Annotated in this window: 18 protein-coding genes; 5 read left to right on the top strand and 13 right to left on the bottom strand. The window is 62.2% G+C overall.

Annotated elements, in window-relative coordinates:
• Positions 1-102: 102 nt before the first annotated feature.
• The 10 genes from pal to ACFJIU_RS28840 form a co-directional block, all read right to left on the bottom strand.
• The gene (gene pal, locus ACFJIU_RS28885) at positions 103-606 is read right to left on the bottom strand and encodes a peptidoglycan-associated lipoprotein Pal (RefSeq protein ID WP_129412719.1); all 504 of its coding nucleotides are present in this window, start codon (positions 604-606) and stop codon (positions 103-105) included.
• A gap of 325 nt (positions 607-931) precedes the next feature.
• A complete protein-coding gene (tolB, locus tag ACFJIU_RS28880; protein WP_245488598.1) occupies positions 932-2,212 on the bottom strand; it encodes a Tol-Pal system beta propeller repeat protein TolB in 1,281 nt (426 codons plus the stop codon).
• A 74-nt stretch (positions 2,213-2,286) separates the two neighbouring features.
• Positions 2,287-3,438, bottom strand: coding sequence for a TonB family protein (locus ACFJIU_RS28875; RefSeq protein ID WP_379065791.1), 1,152 nt, complete (start codon positions 3,436-3,438; stop codon positions 2,287-2,289).
• 2 nt (positions 3,439-3,440) lie between these two features.
• Entirely contained in the window at positions 3,441-3,899 is a 459-nt protein-coding gene (gene tolR, locus ACFJIU_RS28870) for a protein TolR (RefSeq protein WP_054313860.1), read from the bottom strand.
• 12 nt (positions 3,900-3,911) lie between these two features.
• A complete protein-coding gene (gene tolQ / locus ACFJIU_RS28865; RefSeq protein ID WP_129412716.1) occupies positions 3,912-4,625 on the bottom strand; it encodes a protein TolQ in 714 nt (237 codons plus the stop codon).
• A gap of 279 nt (positions 4,626-4,904) precedes the next feature.
• Entirely contained in the window at positions 4,905-5,366 is a 462-nt protein-coding gene (ybgC, locus tag ACFJIU_RS28860) for a tol-pal system-associated acyl-CoA thioesterase (protein WP_379065789.1), read from the bottom strand.
• Between the two features lie 3 nt (positions 5,367-5,369).
• Entirely contained in the window at positions 5,370-6,410 is a 1,041-nt protein-coding gene (ruvB, locus tag ACFJIU_RS28855) for a Holliday junction branch migration DNA helicase RuvB (protein ID WP_379065787.1), read from the bottom strand.
• 43 nt (positions 6,411-6,453) lie between these two features.
• Positions 6,454-7,074 (bottom strand): Holliday junction branch migration protein RuvA, encoded by a 621-nt coding sequence (gene ruvA, locus ACFJIU_RS28850; RefSeq protein ID WP_379065785.1) that lies wholly within the window; start codon positions 7,072-7,074, stop codon positions 6,454-6,456.
• Positions 7,075-7,087: 13 nt separating this feature from the next.
• Positions 7,088-7,594: a crossover junction endodeoxyribonuclease RuvC gene (ruvC, locus tag ACFJIU_RS28845; protein WP_379065783.1), complete on the bottom strand. Its 507-nt coding sequence runs from the start codon at positions 7,592-7,594 to the stop codon at positions 7,088-7,090.
• 95 nt (positions 7,595-7,689) lie between these two features.
• Positions 7,690-8,223: a DUF1465 family protein gene (locus ACFJIU_RS28840; RefSeq protein WP_129412711.1), complete on the bottom strand. Its 534-nt coding sequence runs from the start codon at positions 8,221-8,223 to the stop codon at positions 7,690-7,692.
• 545 nt (positions 8,224-8,768) lie between these two features.
• On the opposite strand from ACFJIU_RS28840, the gene ACFJIU_RS28835 reads away from it, so the two are divergent.
• Positions 8,769-9,146 carry a hypothetical protein gene (locus tag ACFJIU_RS28835; protein ID WP_379065781.1) on the top strand — a complete coding sequence of 126 codons (378 nt, stop codon included), beginning with the start codon at positions 8,769-8,771 and terminating at the stop codon, positions 9,144-9,146.
• A gap of 19 nt (positions 9,147-9,165) precedes the next feature.
• Here the strand turns inward: ACFJIU_RS28835 and ACFJIU_RS28830 are convergent, their stop codons facing one another.
• From ACFJIU_RS28830 to ACFJIU_RS28820, 3 genes are all read right to left on the bottom strand, one after another.
• Positions 9,166-10,806 carry an acyl-CoA synthetase gene (locus ACFJIU_RS28830; protein ID WP_379065779.1) on the bottom strand — a complete coding sequence of 547 codons (1,641 nt, stop codon included), beginning with the start codon at positions 10,804-10,806 and terminating at the stop codon, positions 9,166-9,168.
• A 58-nt stretch (positions 10,807-10,864) separates the two neighbouring features.
• The gene (locus ACFJIU_RS28825; RefSeq protein ID WP_379065777.1) at positions 10,865-11,632 is read right to left on the bottom strand and encodes a sulfite exporter TauE/SafE family protein; all 768 of its coding nucleotides are present in this window, start codon (positions 11,630-11,632) and stop codon (positions 10,865-10,867) included.
• A gap of 87 nt (positions 11,633-11,719) precedes the next feature.
• Complete coding sequence (locus tag ACFJIU_RS28820) at positions 11,720-12,445, bottom strand: class I SAM-dependent methyltransferase (protein WP_379065774.1); 726 nt, start codon at positions 12,443-12,445, stop codon at positions 11,720-11,722.
• Positions 12,446-12,574: 129 nt separating this feature from the next.
• On the opposite strand from ACFJIU_RS28820, the gene ACFJIU_RS28815 reads away from it, so the two are divergent.
• The 4 genes from ACFJIU_RS28815 (at position 12,575) to efp (ending at position 15,810) form a co-directional block, all read left to right on the top strand.
• A complete protein-coding gene (locus ACFJIU_RS28815; RefSeq protein WP_379065772.1) occupies positions 12,575-13,033 on the top strand; it encodes a GNAT family N-acetyltransferase in 459 nt (152 codons plus the stop codon).
• Positions 13,034-13,132: 99 nt separating this feature from the next.
• Positions 13,133-13,780, top strand: a complete 648-nt coding sequence (locus ACFJIU_RS28810) for a thiamine phosphate synthase (RefSeq protein ID WP_379065770.1) — start codon at positions 13,133-13,135, stop codon at positions 13,778-13,780.
• A 380-nt stretch (positions 13,781-14,160) separates the two neighbouring features.
• Positions 14,161-15,126, top strand: coding sequence for a tetratricopeptide repeat protein (locus ACFJIU_RS28805; RefSeq protein ID WP_379073260.1), 966 nt, complete (start codon positions 14,161-14,163; stop codon positions 15,124-15,126).
• A gap of 117 nt (positions 15,127-15,243) precedes the next feature.
• Positions 15,244-15,810, top strand: coding sequence for an elongation factor P (gene efp / locus ACFJIU_RS28800; protein ID WP_379065768.1), 567 nt, complete (start codon positions 15,244-15,246; stop codon positions 15,808-15,810).
• The last annotated feature ends 29 nt before the right edge of the window (positions 15,811-15,839 follow it).

The following is a 15,839-nucleotide window of genomic DNA, read 5'->3' as shown; positions in this document are numbered from 1 at the left end:
TTTGTTTCGACCAGAAACAAGGATCCGTTCGGCCAAGAAAAAAGGCGGCCGCACGGCCGCCTTTCACGATTACTGGAATGTCTCGACTGCGACCGGCAGCGATCAGGAGCCCGCGCCCGACAGAGTGGTGACGGCGCGACGGTTCTGAGACCAGCACGAGATGTCGTCGCAGACGGCGACAGGACGTTCCTTGCCGTAGGAAATCGTCTTCAGGCGATTTCCGGCCACACCCTTGCCGATCAGGAAATCGCGGGTCGCGGCAGCGCGGCGGGCGCCGAGCGCCAGGTTGTATTCACGGGTGCCGCGCTCGTCGGCATGGCCTTCGACGACGATCGCGTACTGGCCGTACTTGTTCAGCCACTGGGCCTGGCGGCCAAGCGTCTGCTGGGCATCGGCGCGGATCGAAGAGGAATCGGTGTCGAAGAAGATGCGGTCGCCGACATTGACGGTGAAGTCCTGTGCCGAACCAGGAGTGGCGGCGCCGCCGCCGAGGCCGAGATCAGCCGCGCTGTTCGGGGTCTTCTTCGAGGCGCAGCCTGCAATCGCCAGCGAGGCGACCAGCGCGATCATGACCGGGTTCGTGGTAAGCTTTGCGATACGGCGCATGCCGCCTCTCCTTCGCATTCGAGTGATTTCGTTGATCTGCCAGTAACCACGTTTGGGTTAACCGGCGTTCAAGAAACACGGTTAAAATTCTATTGCGGCCGCCGTCCGCGACCATCGCCGCGGCTTCCGGTCGGGTAGAACCACGATCCCGCGACACGCTTGACGCTGCACTGCACTGCCTGGAAAAGTGTAGCCGGCTTGCGCTGCTCACCCTGATCCCCAGACCATTCGGTCGAGGCTCTAGTCCGAAATGCGGCCAAAACGCGACCAAGGCACGAAAAAGGGGCCAGGAGGCCCCTTTCTGTAAAGTTTCGGGATCGATGCGTCACTCCAGAAGCGGCGACCAGGCCGGATCGGAGCCGAAGCCCGACGTCGGGATCGGCTGCTCGTTGCGGCCGGTCAGGTCGATCGAATAGAGCTTCGGCCCACCACCGCTCTCGCGGAAGAACATCAGCACACGTCCGTTCGGCGCCCAGGTCGGGCCTTCCTGTTGGAATCCGGTCGACAGGATGCGCTCGCCCGAACCGTCCGTCTTCATCACGCCGATCTGGAACTGACCGCCACCCTGTTTGGTGAACGCGATCAGGTCACCGCGCGGCGACCATACCGGTGTTGAATAGACACCGTCACCGAAGGAGATGCGGTGCGGGTTGGAGCCGTCGGCGCCCATCACATAGATCTGCGAGCGACCGCTGCCGCCGCCGCGATCCGAAGTGAAGACGACCTGCGAACCATCCGGCGAATAGGACGGCGAAGTGTCGATCGCCGACGAGTCGGTGAGACGTGTGGTCGAGCGGCTTCTCAGATCCAGCGCATAGATGTTGGAATTGCCGTCATCGCGCAGCAGGCTCATGATCACCTTCTGGCCATCCGGCGAGAAGCGCGGCGCAAATGTCATGCCGGGGAAATTGCCGACGAGTTCGCGCTGACCTGTTTCCAACTGCAGCAGGTAGACCTTCGGCACACCGCTTTCATAGGACATATAGGTGATTTCCTGCCGGTTCGGCGAGAAACGCGGCGTCAGCACGATCGCGGCACCGTTGGACAGGAAGCGCGCATTGGCACCGTCCTGGTCCATGATGGCGAGGCGCTTCTTGCGCGCATTCTTGGCACCCGTCTCGTCGATGTAGACGACACGTGTGTCGAAATAGCCCTTTTCGCCGGTCAGGCGCTCATAGATCGCATCGGCGATGATGTGGGCGACACGGCGCTGGTTGGCCGCGTTCGCGAAGAACTGCTCGCCTGCCAGCTGTTGGCCGGCGAAAGTATCCCAGAGACGATATTCCGCACGGATACGACCGTCCGCTTCCTTGTTGACGCGGCCTGTCACCAGCGCCTGGGCGTTGATCACCTTCCAGTCCTCGAAGCGCGGCGTCTGGTCGGGATTTGATATCTTCTCGATGAAGGCACCCTTGTCGATCGGCGCGAACAGACCGGAACGTTTGAGGTCCGCGGCGACGATGCCGGATATCTCCTTGCCGAGATCACCGGACGACTCGAAGTCGGTGATGGCGATCGGCAAGGGCTCGACATTGCCCTTGTTGACGTCGATCTCCACCAGTGCATGCGCCGGCAACATTGCAAGGCCGCTCATGCCGGTGGCCATGGCGCCGATCAGAAAGAGTGTCTTGAAAAGATGCTTCATCACGAATTCCTGTTTTCATATCCGAGTGACAGACATCACATGCCCATGTCGCTCGGGTTGAAAGTGACTTGAATTTCGGACCAGATGTCCTGCTTTCCTGCTGGAAGTATCAGCCCCGCCTGATCACATTTCTGGATCGCTCGCACGGCGCTTTCGTCGTACGAACGGTTGCCGCTGGAGGTCTGGACCGTCGGACGGCCATCCAGCTTGCCTGACTGATTCACATTGAACCGGATGACCGTGACCAGGGTTCCGGCATCCTGCGCGCCAGCCGGAATGGTCCAGCAGCCGCTGAGCTGCTCACGCAGGGCGCCCATTTCGCTGTTGCTCAGCTTCTGTCCATTGGTCCGGTCGCCGCCGAGCGACGACTGCTGGCCGGATCGCTTTGCGCCGCCGCCGGAAGGTTTGTCCTTGTTCAGGAGAGCGGAGACCTTGTCGTTGAACGCATCGTCCTCTGATTTCTGACGCGACGACGCTTCCTTGACCGGCTTGTCCGAATTCTTGCGATCAGGAGCCTTGGCGGTTTCGGCCTGGGCCTGTTCGGGGCGCGGCTTGGCCTCCGGCGCGGGCGCCGAGTTGGGCAGGGCAACGGATTCCGTCGGTTCCGAAGCGATTGCCTCGGCCACCGCATCCGGCTTCGCCGGCTCGGGCTTGGCCTCGGCAGGCTTCTGCTCGGCCGGCTTCGGCGCCGGCTCGGGTTGCTTCACCGGCTGCGGCTTCGGCTCAGGCTGCTTGACGGGATCGGGCTTCACATCCTGTTTTGGCTGTTCGGCCGGCGCGACTTCCGTTGCCGGTGTCGGCTTCGGCTCTTCCTTCGGCTTCGGCGTATCTTCGGGCTTGGGTTTTTCCGTCGGCGCCGGCGCCTTGGGGGCCGACTCCGTGTTCTCGACCGGCTTTGGTTTCGGCGTCGGCGTCACCGGATTGTCGGTATCGACGCTGTTCTCGCCGATCTTCTGTGCATTGGCGACGATATCGGGCCGCTCCGTCGGTTTTGGCGCAGGCTTGTCACGCGCGGTCGACTTCTTGTCGCCCTGCACCGACTGCGCAACGTCCTCCACCGGGACGATGTCCACGGGGAACGACTCGACGTTCATGGGCTGGAACGCAGGCGGAGCCCTGAGCGTGAACAGGCCGAACCCGATCACGGCAGCATGCAGGATCACCGATGTGGTGAGGCCGGCCTTCAAGGTTACTTGTCCTGTTCCTGCAGTGTGACCAGGCCGAGGTTCTTGTAGCCTGCGGCCGAGATGCGGGCCATGACCTTCATGACCGTGCCGTAGTCGGCGGCCTTGTCGCCCCGGATGAAGATGCGCTCCTCATAACCGGTCTTGGCGATGGCCTCGAGCTTCGGAACGACCTCCTCGAGCGGGATCACGGTCTCCTGCAGATGGATTTCACCGGCCTGGTTCACCGAAACGGTGATCGGCTGGGTTTCCGCATTCATCGGCTTGGCCTGCGTTTCCGGCAGGTCGATCGGTACGCCGACCGTGAGCAGAGGCGCCGCCACCATGAAGATGATGAGCAGCACGAGCATGACGTCGACGAACGGCGTGACGTTGATTTCCGACATCAGGCCATGATGGCGGCCACGCCGCCTGTGGCCGCGTCCACCGCGTCCCGAACCGCCTGAGCTGACTGACATTCCCATCGGCGTAATTCCTCAGGCGGCCTTCTGAGCCACTTTCTCATCGATTTGGCGCGACAGTATGGCGGAGAACTCGTCGGCGAAGCCCTCCATGCGCACCGCGATCTTGCCCGCGTCCGACGACAGCTTGTTGTAGGCAATGACGGCAGGAATAGCCGCGAGCAGGCCGATGGCAGTCGCCAGCAGGGCTTCCGCGATACCAGGCGCCACGACGGCGAGGTTGGTCGACTTCGAACCGGCGATGGCCTGGAACGAGGTCATGATGCCGACAACCGTGCCGAACAGACCGATGAAGGGTGCGGCCGAACCGATGGTGGCGAGGAAGCCGAGACGGCCCTCCAGGCGCTCCATCTCGCGCGTCAGCGCCAGGTCCATCGCCTTGTCGATGCGGGTCTGCAGCGCGAGCGGCGACTTTGCGCCCTTCTCGAAACTCTTCTTCCATTCGCGCATGGCGGCCACGAAGATGGCGCCCATGCCCACGGTCTTGCGCTCGGCGAGGTTGCGGTAAAGCTCTTCCAGCGATTGGCCCGACCAGAATACCTGCTCGAAGCGGTTGAGCGCGACACGGAGGCGCGCGTAGGAAATCAGCTTGTCGACGACGATGGCCCAGGTCCAGACCGAAGCGCCGATGAGCCCCAGCATGACCAGCTTGACCACCCAGCCGGCCTGCATGAACAAGCCCCAAATCGACAGTTGCGCGCCCGGATCGGCGAGTGCGATGTTTTCCATGGTTTCTTCCTTAAGAATTCCCGGGCCCGGCTCGCCGCTAGCCCCTGGCGCTCTACCCCTTGTGGTCCGTTCGCGCGAAGCTTCCGGAAATGCCCAAAAGGCGCCTTTCGCGGCCTTTTCACGGCAAATATTGGTAAAACGAAGGCACGAACGCCTCCAAACTTCACCAATGTCTTCATGAACCGTTATGGTTAAGGAGAGGTTAGGAATCGCAATCGTTGTGCGGCGCAGCATTACTGTCGCGCGAACATACGGTCACAACAGAGTGAAAAAGCTCGCTTAGCGGCCCTTTGGCATGAAGGCAGCCACCCACTCTTTCGGAAAGCGGCGTGGACGGCCATTCTCGCCGATGATCGCAGCCTCGACCCTGGCATCGACCAGCACTTCCGCATCGCGTTTGAGTTGCTGCGCCATGAAGATGCGTGCGCCGGAGATGTCGTCAGCGCGCGTGTCCACCGTCAGGATGTCGTCTATTCGGGCCGGCGAGCGGAAGTCGATCTCCATGCGGCGGATGACCCAGACGATCTTTTCGCCATGCTTGCCCTCGGCGAGTTCGGTGTGGTGGACGCCGGCCAGGCGCAGGAAATCCGAGCGGCCGCGCTCCAGGAATTCGAGATAGCGGGCATGGTAGACGACGCCGGAGAAATCGGTGTCGGCATAATAGACCCGCGCCATCAGCCGATGGCCGAATTCGGTCAGTGCGCCGGAAATGCCGCCGAGCAGGTCGTCCGCGCCGGACATCGATCAATCCCCTTCCTGGAAAAGATTGATCTGCTGCTGCGCGAGATCGCGCGGCATCTCCAGGCCGAGATGCCTCCAGGCATTGGCCGTCAGCACGCGCCCGCGCGGGGTACGCTGGATGAAGCCCTGCTGGATCAGATAGGGCTCGATGATATCCTCGATTGCATCCCGCGGCTCCGAAAGGCCCGCCGCGATCGTTTCGATGCCGACCGGCCCGCCGCCGAAATTCATGGCGATCATCGAAAGATAGCGCCGGTCGAGCTGATCGAGGCCGAGCGCATCGACTTCAAGCCGCGACAACGCCTCGTCCGCAACCTTGCGCGACACGGTCTCGGCACCGGCGACCGACGCGAAGTCGCGGACGCGGCGCAGCAGCCGGCCAGCGATACGCGGCGTGCCACGGGCACGACGGGCGATCTCGACGGCGCCATCATCGGCGATCGGCATGCTGAGGATGCGCGCCCCGCGCCGTACGATCAGCTCCAGTTCCTCGACCGTGTAGAAATTCAGCCGCACCGGAATGCCGAAACGATCGCGCAGCGGATTGGTGATGAGCCCGAGGCGCGTCGTGGCGGCCACCAGCGTGAAACGGGCCAGATCGATCTTGACCGAGCGCGCCGCTGGCCCTTCTCCGATGATCAGGTCGAGCTGGAAATCCTCCATCGCCGGGTAGAGGATTTCCTCCACTGCCGGACTGAGCCGATGGATCTCGTCGATGAAGAGAACGTCACGGTCTTCCAGATTGGTCAGCAATGCCGCGAGATCGCCGGCTTTGGCGATCACCGGGCCCGACGTCGAGCGAAAATTGACGCCCATCTCGCGTGCCATGATCTGCGCCAGCGTGGTCTTGCCCAGTCCGGGCGGGCCAACGAACAGGACATGGTCGAGCGCATCGCCTCGCCCCTTGGCAGCTTCGATGAAAACCTTCAGGTTCGCACGCGCAGCCGCCTGGCCGACAAAGTCATCCAGCGTCTGCGGGCGCAGCGTCTGGTCGGCATCCTCGCCGCGCTTTTCGGATGAGATGAGACGGGGGGCGGTATTCATGCCCCTCTCCTCGCACGAGAGAGGGGGCTGAACAAGCTGCGCGTCACCGCGCCAGTTCCTTCAGTCCCAGCCTGATCAGCTTGGCTGAATCGGCTCCGTCGCCCGCGGTCTTCAAGGCAGCAGCCACGGCATTGGCAGCGATGTCACGCGAGTAGCCAAGATTGGTGAGTGCCGACACCGCATCGGCGACGGGCGCTGCCGCCACGCCCTCGCCCAGCTCCTGCTTCAAGCCGATGGTGCCTGAAGCCTCGCCCGCAAAGGCCGGGGCCTTGGTCTTCAGTTCGGTGACAATGCGTTCGGCTACCTTCTTGCCTACGCCGGGCGCCCGGGACACCATGGCGATGTCGCGCAGGGCGATTGCGTTCGCGAGGTCGGACGGTGACAGCGTCGACAGGATCGCCAGCGCAACCTTGGCACCGACGCCCTGGACATTGTTCATCAGCAGGCGAAACCACTCCCGCTCAAGCGCGGTCTGGAAGCCATAGAGGCGGATCATGTCCTCGCGCACATAGGTTTCGATGTGCAGCACCACGGCTTCCCCGGGCCCGGGCAGGGCCGAGAGCGTCCGCGCGGAGCAGTAGGCGACATAGCCGACACCGTGCACATCGACGAGGCAGTGATCCTCCTCGATTTCGTCCACGGTGCCCTTCAGCTTGCCAATCATCGAGATTGCCCCGTCATGCCACTGCCAAACGATAGGCGACGCTCTGCCGATGATGCGCATGACAGATCGCGATCGCCAGAGCGTCGGCAGCGTCGTCGGTGTCGAAGGCTGCTTTCGGCAACAGCACCTTCACCATCATATGGATCTGCTTCTTGTCGCCATGGCCTACGCCGATCACCGTCTTCTTGACAGCGTTGGGCGCATATTCGGCTACCAGCAACCCGGCACGCGCCGGCACCAGCATGGCGATGCCGCGCGCCTGGCCGAGCTTAAGCGTCGCCGAGGCATCCTTGTTGACGAAAGTCTGTTCGACGGCGGCTTCCTGCGGCATCAGTTGATGCAGCACGTCGGCCAAGCCGTCATGCAGCTGGCACAAGCGCGCCGCCAGCGCCGCCTTGTCGTCGGAACGTACGGTACCCGCCGCGACGAAGCGCAGCGAATTGCCAAGGCTTTCGACGACACCCCAACCGGTGCGCCTCAACCCGGGATCGATACCGATGATGCGAATCGCTTCCGCCATGCACGAAGTCTACCTTTCGCGCAAAGCGATGCCAGAGAAATGTGAACAAACCAGAAACAGCCTGTAGAACGCGGGCTGCGTGCCGGAGCTCCGGCTCAGCCGCCCGCAAAGGCCGTCTTCAGCAGGGTGATCTGGTCGGACACCGGATTGGAGCGCCGGTTGGCAGGCTGCGCATGAACCGTGCTGCCGTTGCCGTAGATCTCCTCATCCATGCGCCGCACCAGCGACTGCAGGCGCAGCGACCTGTTGACGAGATCAAGGAAGTCGTCCGGCAACTCGCTCCAGCCGGCAGCCTCGCTATGCGCCGAGGCCGTGTCCAGCCGCACCTTGGATTTCTCCGAGGCAACCTGATCGCGGGTCATTTCGCCGGAATTCGCAGCACGCTGCAGCAGCAGCCAGGATGCGATCTGCATGAGCCGTGTCGTCAAGCGCATCGATTCGGCCGCATAGAGCGTCGCAGCCAGCCGCGACAGCTTCTTGGCTTCAAGACGACCCTTGCCGTCAAGATACTCAGCCGTACGCTCCACGAGCCCCATGCCTTCGTCATAGAGCGGCTTGAACGACTGCGAAAAAACCCTTCGCTCGGCCAACTTGATCGTGTTCGCGCTTTCCTTGGAAGGCTCGCTCATTTCCTGTTCCGTATTCGCATTCTTCCGGCCGAATCGGCATCATGCCGCCGGTTTCCAAGCCTATATGACAGTGGCTAAGAAAATGCGCCGGGACTTCTCGCAAGGCAAGCACATGTTTAACAAACGGTTAACGGCGGCTTTTCGACAGGCGACACGCCTGGGCGAGCGGACAAAAAAAGAGCCGCGATGAGGCGGCTCTCAGGAGTTTAACAGGGAGGCGTCAAACAAAGTGGCTCCAACCACTCGGTAAGAATCCAGATCACTGGATGCACATAGTAAACGCTCGTAAAGCTTAATGAACTCTTAACAGGGGCGAAATTTTTTTAAGAAACCGTCCGCAAGTGTGCCGTATCAGCACAACAGCAACCGCTGTCGCCGGCCCCGGCAGAGTGAAAAACCTCACTCTCAATTTCCGTCTTCTTGCAGTATCTTCCCCCGGCAAATCGGGAATGGTGCCATCCCGCTCGGAGCGGGACGAATGCCGGCGCCGCAAACGTTTGCGCTCTCGTCTGCACCGGCAAGACGATCAACCTGGGGGATTATCCATGCAAGGCGTGTCTCGGAATTTCTTTGCGCTCGCTATCGTCTACGCGCTGTGCGGCATGGCGTTGGGCCTGCACATGGCGATCAGCCAGGACCACACCGAAATGCCGGTGCATGCACACGCACTGGTCGCGGGCTGGCTGACATCCGCGGTCTTTGCCATCTTCTACCATCTGTTTCCGGCAGCTCGCGAAACAAGGCTGGCGACGATCCATTTCTGGCTGACGGCGCTGAGCGGCATCGGCTTGCTGGTGACGCTCTACATGTTGTTGGCTGGAAACACCGCCATCGAACCTGTGGTTGGCATCTGCTCCATCCTGTTCTTTGCGGCCATGCTGCTGTTCGCGGTCATTGCGCTGCCGGTGCTGCGCAAGGCATGATCCGAGTGCCCGGCCGGCATCAGCCGGCCTTGGCCATCTCACGCAACCGGAACTTCTGGATTTTTCCCGTCGAGGTCTTGGGTATCTCGTGGAAGATGATGGCCTTCGGCACCTTGAAGCGGGCGAGAAGCCCCCGGCAATGCTCGATGATTTCAGCTTCCGTCGCAACCTTGCCCGGCTTCAACTCGACATAAGCCACCGGCACTTCACCCCATTTGTCGTCAGCACGAGCGACCACACCACAGGACGCCACGGCAGGGTGCTTGTAGAGCGCATCCTCCACTTCGATCGAAGAGATGTTCTCGCCGCCGGAGATGATGATGTCCTTGGAGCGATCCTTGAGCTGGATGTAGCCGTCGGGGTGCATGACACCGAGATCGCCGGAATGAAACCAGCCGCCGGCGAACGCCTCATCCGTCGCTTTGCGGTTCTTCAGGTAGCCCTTCATGACGATGTTGCCACGGAACATCACTTCGCCGATGGTCTCACCGTCGGCCGGCGTCTTTGCCATCGTCGCGGGATCCATCACCGTCAGGTCTTCCAGCGCCGCATAACGCACGCCCTGGCGCGCCTTCCTGGCGGTGCGCGTTGCCTTGTCCAGCGTGTCCCATTCGCCATGCCATTCGTTGACGACTGCAGGCCCATAGGTTTCGGTCAGGCCGTAGAGATGGGTGACCGAGAAGCCGGCATCCGCCATTCCCGAGAGCACCACCTCGGGCGGTGGAGCCGCGGCGGTATTGAAGGTGACGGTCTGCGAGAACATCCGCTTGTCGTCATCGCTGGCGTTGATCAGCGTCGCCATCACGACGGGTGCACCGCAAAGATGCGTGACGCCATGATCGGCAATGGCATCATACATGCCTTTCGCCCGCACCCAGCGCAGGCAGACATGCGTGCCGGCCTGCACGGCCAGCGTCCAGGGGAAGCACCAGCCGTTGCAGTGGAACATCGGCAGCGTCCACAGATAGACGGCGTGCTTGCCCATGCCGGCGTGAATGGTGTTTGTGTAGGCCATCAAGGCCGCACCACGATGATGATAGACGACGCCTTTGGGGTTGCCTGTGGTGCCAGACGTGTAGTTCAGCGAGATCGCGTCCCACTCGTCGTCGGGCATCGACCAGACAAAATCCGGCGCTCCACCCGCGACAAAATCTTCATAGTCGCGCGAACCGATGCGCCCGCCCTTCGGATAAGGCGCATCCGCCGCGTAGTCCGGATCGTCATAGTCGATGACCAGCGGCTTTACCCTGGCCAGCGCGAGCGCCTCTTTCATCACACCGGAAAACTCGCGGTCGACAATCAGAACCTTCGTCTCGGCATGGTCGAGCTGAAAGGCGATGACAGCCGCGTCGAGGCGGGTGTTGAGCGAATGCAGCACCGCTTTCACCATCGGCACACCGAAATGTGCTTCCAGCATCGGCGGGGTGTTGGAGAGCATCACAGTCACGGTATCGCCCTTGCCGATTCCCTCTGTCGCCAATGCTGATGCCAATTGCAGCGAGCGGCGCCAGAAATCCCGGTAGGTAATGCGCTGGCGGCCATGAATGATGGCGACATGGTCGGGATAGGTCTTGGCTGCCCGCTCCAGGAATGACAGCGGGGTCAACGGTTGGTGATTGGCCGGATTCTTGTCGAGATCCAGCGCATAGGGGTTCGTCATCCCGCCCTCCGAAACGATACCTGCATTTCTAAGCACAGCCTGAAAGCATCGTCATCCTCTACACAAGGCTGACGATACCGTCCCACAACAGCTTGATCGCCACCAACGCGATCGTTGCGTAGGTGAATGGATAGAACACCTCCGGCCGCATGCGCCGCACCAGCCAGGCACCTGCCAGAGTCGACAGAGGCGCAAACGGCATCAGCACGGCCGATGCGGCGAGATTGGCGGCGTCGAACTGCCCGAGCGCGAAATAGGGAATGAGCTTGATGGCATTGACGATGGCGAAGAACACCACGCCGGTCGCCGTCAGCACTTTCGGATCCATCCGCAACGGCATCGTGTAGACCTGGAACGGAGGTCCGCCGACATGGGCGACAAAACTGGTGAAACCGGCGATCGTTCCCCAGAACGCGGCCTGCGGCCTGTTCGGCTTCGCCACATGGGAACTGCCGTGCCTGTAGGTGACGTAGAGCCAGCGCCCGACAAAGGCGATGGTAACGGCGCCGACGATGAAGCGCACCATATCCGCCGTCACGAATGCCGCGGTCGCCCAGCCGATGCCGATGCCGACAAGTGCACCCGGCAGCATGTCGACCAGTGTTGCCTTGTCATGCTGGCCACGCCAGGTCCACAGCGAAACGATATCCATCACCACCAGGATGGGCAGCAGGATCGCCGCCGCCTGCACCGGCGACATTGCCAGCGCCATCAGCGGCACACCGATCAGGCCGAAGCCGCCGACCCCGCCCTTGGTGAGTCCCACCAGGATGACCGCAGGCACTGCGACGGCGTAAAACCAGGGATCGGTGAGCAGAGCTGACATGCCGGGAAGGAAATGACTGAGGGTATGGTGTCTTTACGTAGCGCATCGGCCTGAAAATCGGAATCGATTTTCAGAAAGCATCGCGCGTCAGCGACGAGCCGACACCAGCAGGAACATCGGTCGCTCCAGTTCTTCCGCCAGCTCCGGGCGAATGGCGATCTGCTCGGCAGACGGGCAGAACTCTTCGACATGGGTTAGTGCAAAACCAGCCGCGAGCAACGCATTCAACGTGGTGCCGATCGTTCGATGGTATTTGACGACACCCTTGGCCAGCCAATCAGTCGTCCGCTGCCCTTCGATGAAATAACGGTCGACAGGCCACGTCTTCCTGCCTTCGGCACCGTGCAGCCAGCCCGGGTTGGACGACGCCATCAGCACCGGATGTTCGGTCGAAAACACGAACATGCCGCCTGGCGCCAGCGCCTGGAAGACCGTGGCGAAAAGCCGGTTCACATCCTCGACATAGTGCAGTGCCAGGGACGAATAGGCGATGTCATAGGCAGCTGCCGGAAGCCTCAGTTCCTCAAGGTTGGCGCGCCGGTATTCGATCGCGGCATCCGAGGTGGCAGCGGCGCGTTCGAGCATCCTTTCCGAAACATCGAGGCCGAGAACGCTCGCCGCGCCCTGCTCGTGGGCCCAGCGGCAGAACCAGCCGAAGCCGCAGCCGAGATCGACGACACGACGGTTCTTGATCTCGGGCAGCATCGCCTGCAACGCCGGCCACTCCGGAGCGCCGGCCAGTCCTTCCCTCGAGCGGGCGAGGCTGCTGTAGCCGGCGAAGAACTCCGGCCGGTCGTAGATGTTCTGTGCCATGGTGATTGCCTTTCGCCATCACCATAGGGAGATCCCGCCGTCGTGCCAATGCGTTGCCCTCGGCGGGACATGGACTTGCCCGTGCGCAGCCGGCCACCTATTGCGGAGGTGGAACACGGAGAACCACCCATGGTCGATATTGCCTTCCGTCGCGCTGAGCGAAGTGACGTCGCCGCGATCGTCGCAATGCTGGCCGACGACTTGCTGGGCAGCGGCCGCGAAGACCCTCGCGAACCGCTGGCCGAAGCTTATCTGCAAGCGTTCGCAGCGATCGACACCGACCCGAGCCAGTTGCTGGCAGTCATGACCGAAGCTGGTCGCGTGGTCGGTACGCTGCAACTGACCTTCATTCCCGGGCTTTCCCGTAAAGGCGCGCTGAGGGGCCAGATCGAGGCAGTGCGCGTGATACGGGACCGCCAAAGCGGAGGGCTCGGCCAAAGGATGATCGACTGGGCTATCGATCAATGCCGTACGCGCGGCTGCGTTGTCGTGCAGCTCACCACTGACCGCAGTCGGCAGGATGCCCATCGTTTCTACGAACGCCTCGGCTTCAAGCAAACCCATCTGGGTTACAAGATCGACCTCTGACGGCCGCGAGCCTGCGCCTGTTCAAGACCGCATCATTCGTCTATGCCGCAATCCAACCATCTTCGCCCCGCATAGGCGAACCCGGAACCAGATATCGCCATGACCGAACCCTCATCCCCCGACCGTTGCCGCATCGTGCTCATTCCGCCGGCTGGCACACCTGCAGAGCGTGTTGTCGCAGCCTTCACCGGCGGTGACATTGCATCGCTGATCCTGCCCCAGGACAATCGGGATGAGGACAGTTTCCAGGCCTATGCGGAAAAAATCGTGCCCGCTGCGCAAGCTGCCGGCATCGCCGTCGTGATTGCCGGCGACAGCCGCATTGCTGGGCGCGTCAAGGCTGATGGCCTCCATATCGAGGCCGGCAAGGCGGAACTTGCCGACGCCATCGACCGCGTGCAGGACCGCATGATGGTGGGCGTTGGCGGTGCCAAGACACGCGATGATGCGTTGGAGCTCGGTGAGGAGCGCCCGGACTACATCTTCTTCGGCCGTTTCGGCTTCGACAACAAACCGGAGCCGCACCCGCGCAACCTCTCACTCGGCCGATGGTGGGCCGAAATGATCGAGATTCCATGCATCGTCATGGCAGGCTCCGATGTCGCCTCGGTGGAGGCCGTCGCCGCAACCGGAGCGGAATTCGTCGCTCTGTCCGCGGCCGTTTTCGCCGAAGGCGCAGAGCCCGCCACCATAATCGCCAGGGCGAATGCCTTGCTCGATGAAACGGCGCCGCGCCTCGAGGACTGACGATGCGCCTGCGCTTTACCCTTGCTGGTATACTCGTTGTCGGTTTCGCCCTGTCCCAGGCGCAAGCCCAGACTGCCGAAGCGCCGAAACCGACGCAACCGCCGGCACAGGAAAGAATAAATCCTGAGAATCCAAAGCCGGAATCCCCCAAGTCCGACGCCGAGACCCCTCCAACAGCTGCACCGGACGCTGCAACGTCAGTTCCCGTACCGCCGGTAACCGCGCCATCGCCGAAGGACTCGGCGGCGGAAAGCCCCGCACCTGCAGCAACATCGCAGCCGGCATCGCCGCAGCCGTCAGCGAATGCGCCAGCTCAATCGGCAACCGGGGGCCCTCAGACAGAGGCACCGGCCGAACCGGCACCTTCGGCGTTGCCGCCACTGCTGCCGCAGCCGATACCCCTGCCCGATTCGTCCACCACGGCGAAGAAAGGCGATCGCCCGATCGCCAATCCATTGCCGCAACCGGCGACAACGACGGAACCCGCAACGAAGATCGATCCAGCCCGCTTCGGCGGCAGGGCGCCGGATGCCGCCTACGGCGCCTATCAGCGCGGTCTCTACAAGACCGCCTACAATCTGGCCCTGGAACGCGCCAAGCAGGGGGACGCTCCGGCCCAGACCCTGGTGGCGGAAATCCTTGCGCGTGGACTGGGCATGCCGGCCAACGCCGCGGAGGCTGCCAAGTGGTACCAGCGCGCTGCCGAACAAGGCGTGCCGGAAGCGCAGTTCCAGTATGCGCTGATCTTGATCGACGGACGCCAGGTCAAGAAAGATGAAAAGAAGGCCCAGGTCCTGCTGCAGGCGGCGGCTGAGGCTGGCAATCCTCTGGCGCAGTTCAATCTCGCACAGCTGCTTCTGGAGCAGGATCCGGGCGATGCAGGTCTCACCCGCGCCGTTGCCTACTATCAAAAAGCGGCCGAGACCGGCCTGGCGGATGCCCAATATGCAATGGCTCAGATCTACGCCAACGGTGCCGGCGGCAAGACCAAGGACGACACGGAAGCAAGAAAGCTTCTGGTTCTGGCGGCACAGCAGAATTACGACACCGCCCAGCTCGACCTCGGCCAATGGCTGATCGACGGGCGCGGCGGCAAGCGGGATCTGAAATCCGGCTTCAACTGGACGAAGCGGGCGGCCGAAGGCGGCAATGTCGCTGCCCAGAACAGGCTGGCAAAACTCTATGAGGGCGGCATCGGCGTCGATGGAGATCTGGTCACTGCGGCGGCATGGTTCATCGTTGCGCGCCGGGCCGGCCTCGCTGACCCCCAGATGGACGACTTCATGCAGGGCCTTGATGAAGAGCAGACCAAGCAGGCGTTGCAAAAGGCCAACCGGCTACCCTGACGACTTTGCAAACAGACAGGCATTTTGCCGCCTCTCTTGCCTCTTTCGGCAAATTATGGTCTTGGAGGCGCCGAAATCGCCCTTTCGGCGCACCTCTTTTTCCGGATCAAATCAACCATGGCCAAGATCAACGGCAACGAAATCCGTCCCGGCAACGTCATCGAGCATGATGGCGGCCTCTGGGTGGCGGTGAAGACCAATGCGGTGAAACCCGGCAAGGGCGGTGCCTACAATCAGGTCGAACTCAAGAACCTCATCAACGGCACCAAGCTCAATGAACGCTTCCGCGCTGCCGAGACGGTCGAAAAGGTACGCCTGGAGCAGAAGGACTTCTCCTTCCTCTACGAGCAGGGAGAGATGCTGGTGTTCATGGACACCGAAAGCTATGAGCAGCTTGAGCTGCAGAAGGATTTCGTCGGCGACCGCGCTGCCTTCCTGCAGGATGGCATGACCGTCACCGTGGAGCTCTACGAAGAAAAGCCGATCGGCATCGCTCTGCCAGACCAGGTTACCTTGACCATCACCGAGGCGGACCCCGTCGTGAAGGGCCAGACGGCGGCTTCGTCCTACAAGCCAGCGGTGCTCGAGAACGGCATCCGCGTTCTGGTACCGCCGTTCATCTCGTCAGGCGAACGCATCATCGTCGACACCAACGAAATCACCTACGTTCGCCGCGCGGACTGATATCCAGGGCCGGCAGCTCTGCCGGCCTG

Source organism: Mesorhizobium sp. UC74_2, assembly GCF_042701485.1.
Taxonomy (GTDB): domain Bacteria; phylum Pseudomonadota; class Alphaproteobacteria; order Rhizobiales; family Rhizobiaceae; genus Mesorhizobium.
The sequence above is the reverse complement of the archived record's forward strand: the minus strand, read 5'-3'. Positions and strand labels throughout refer to the sequence as shown.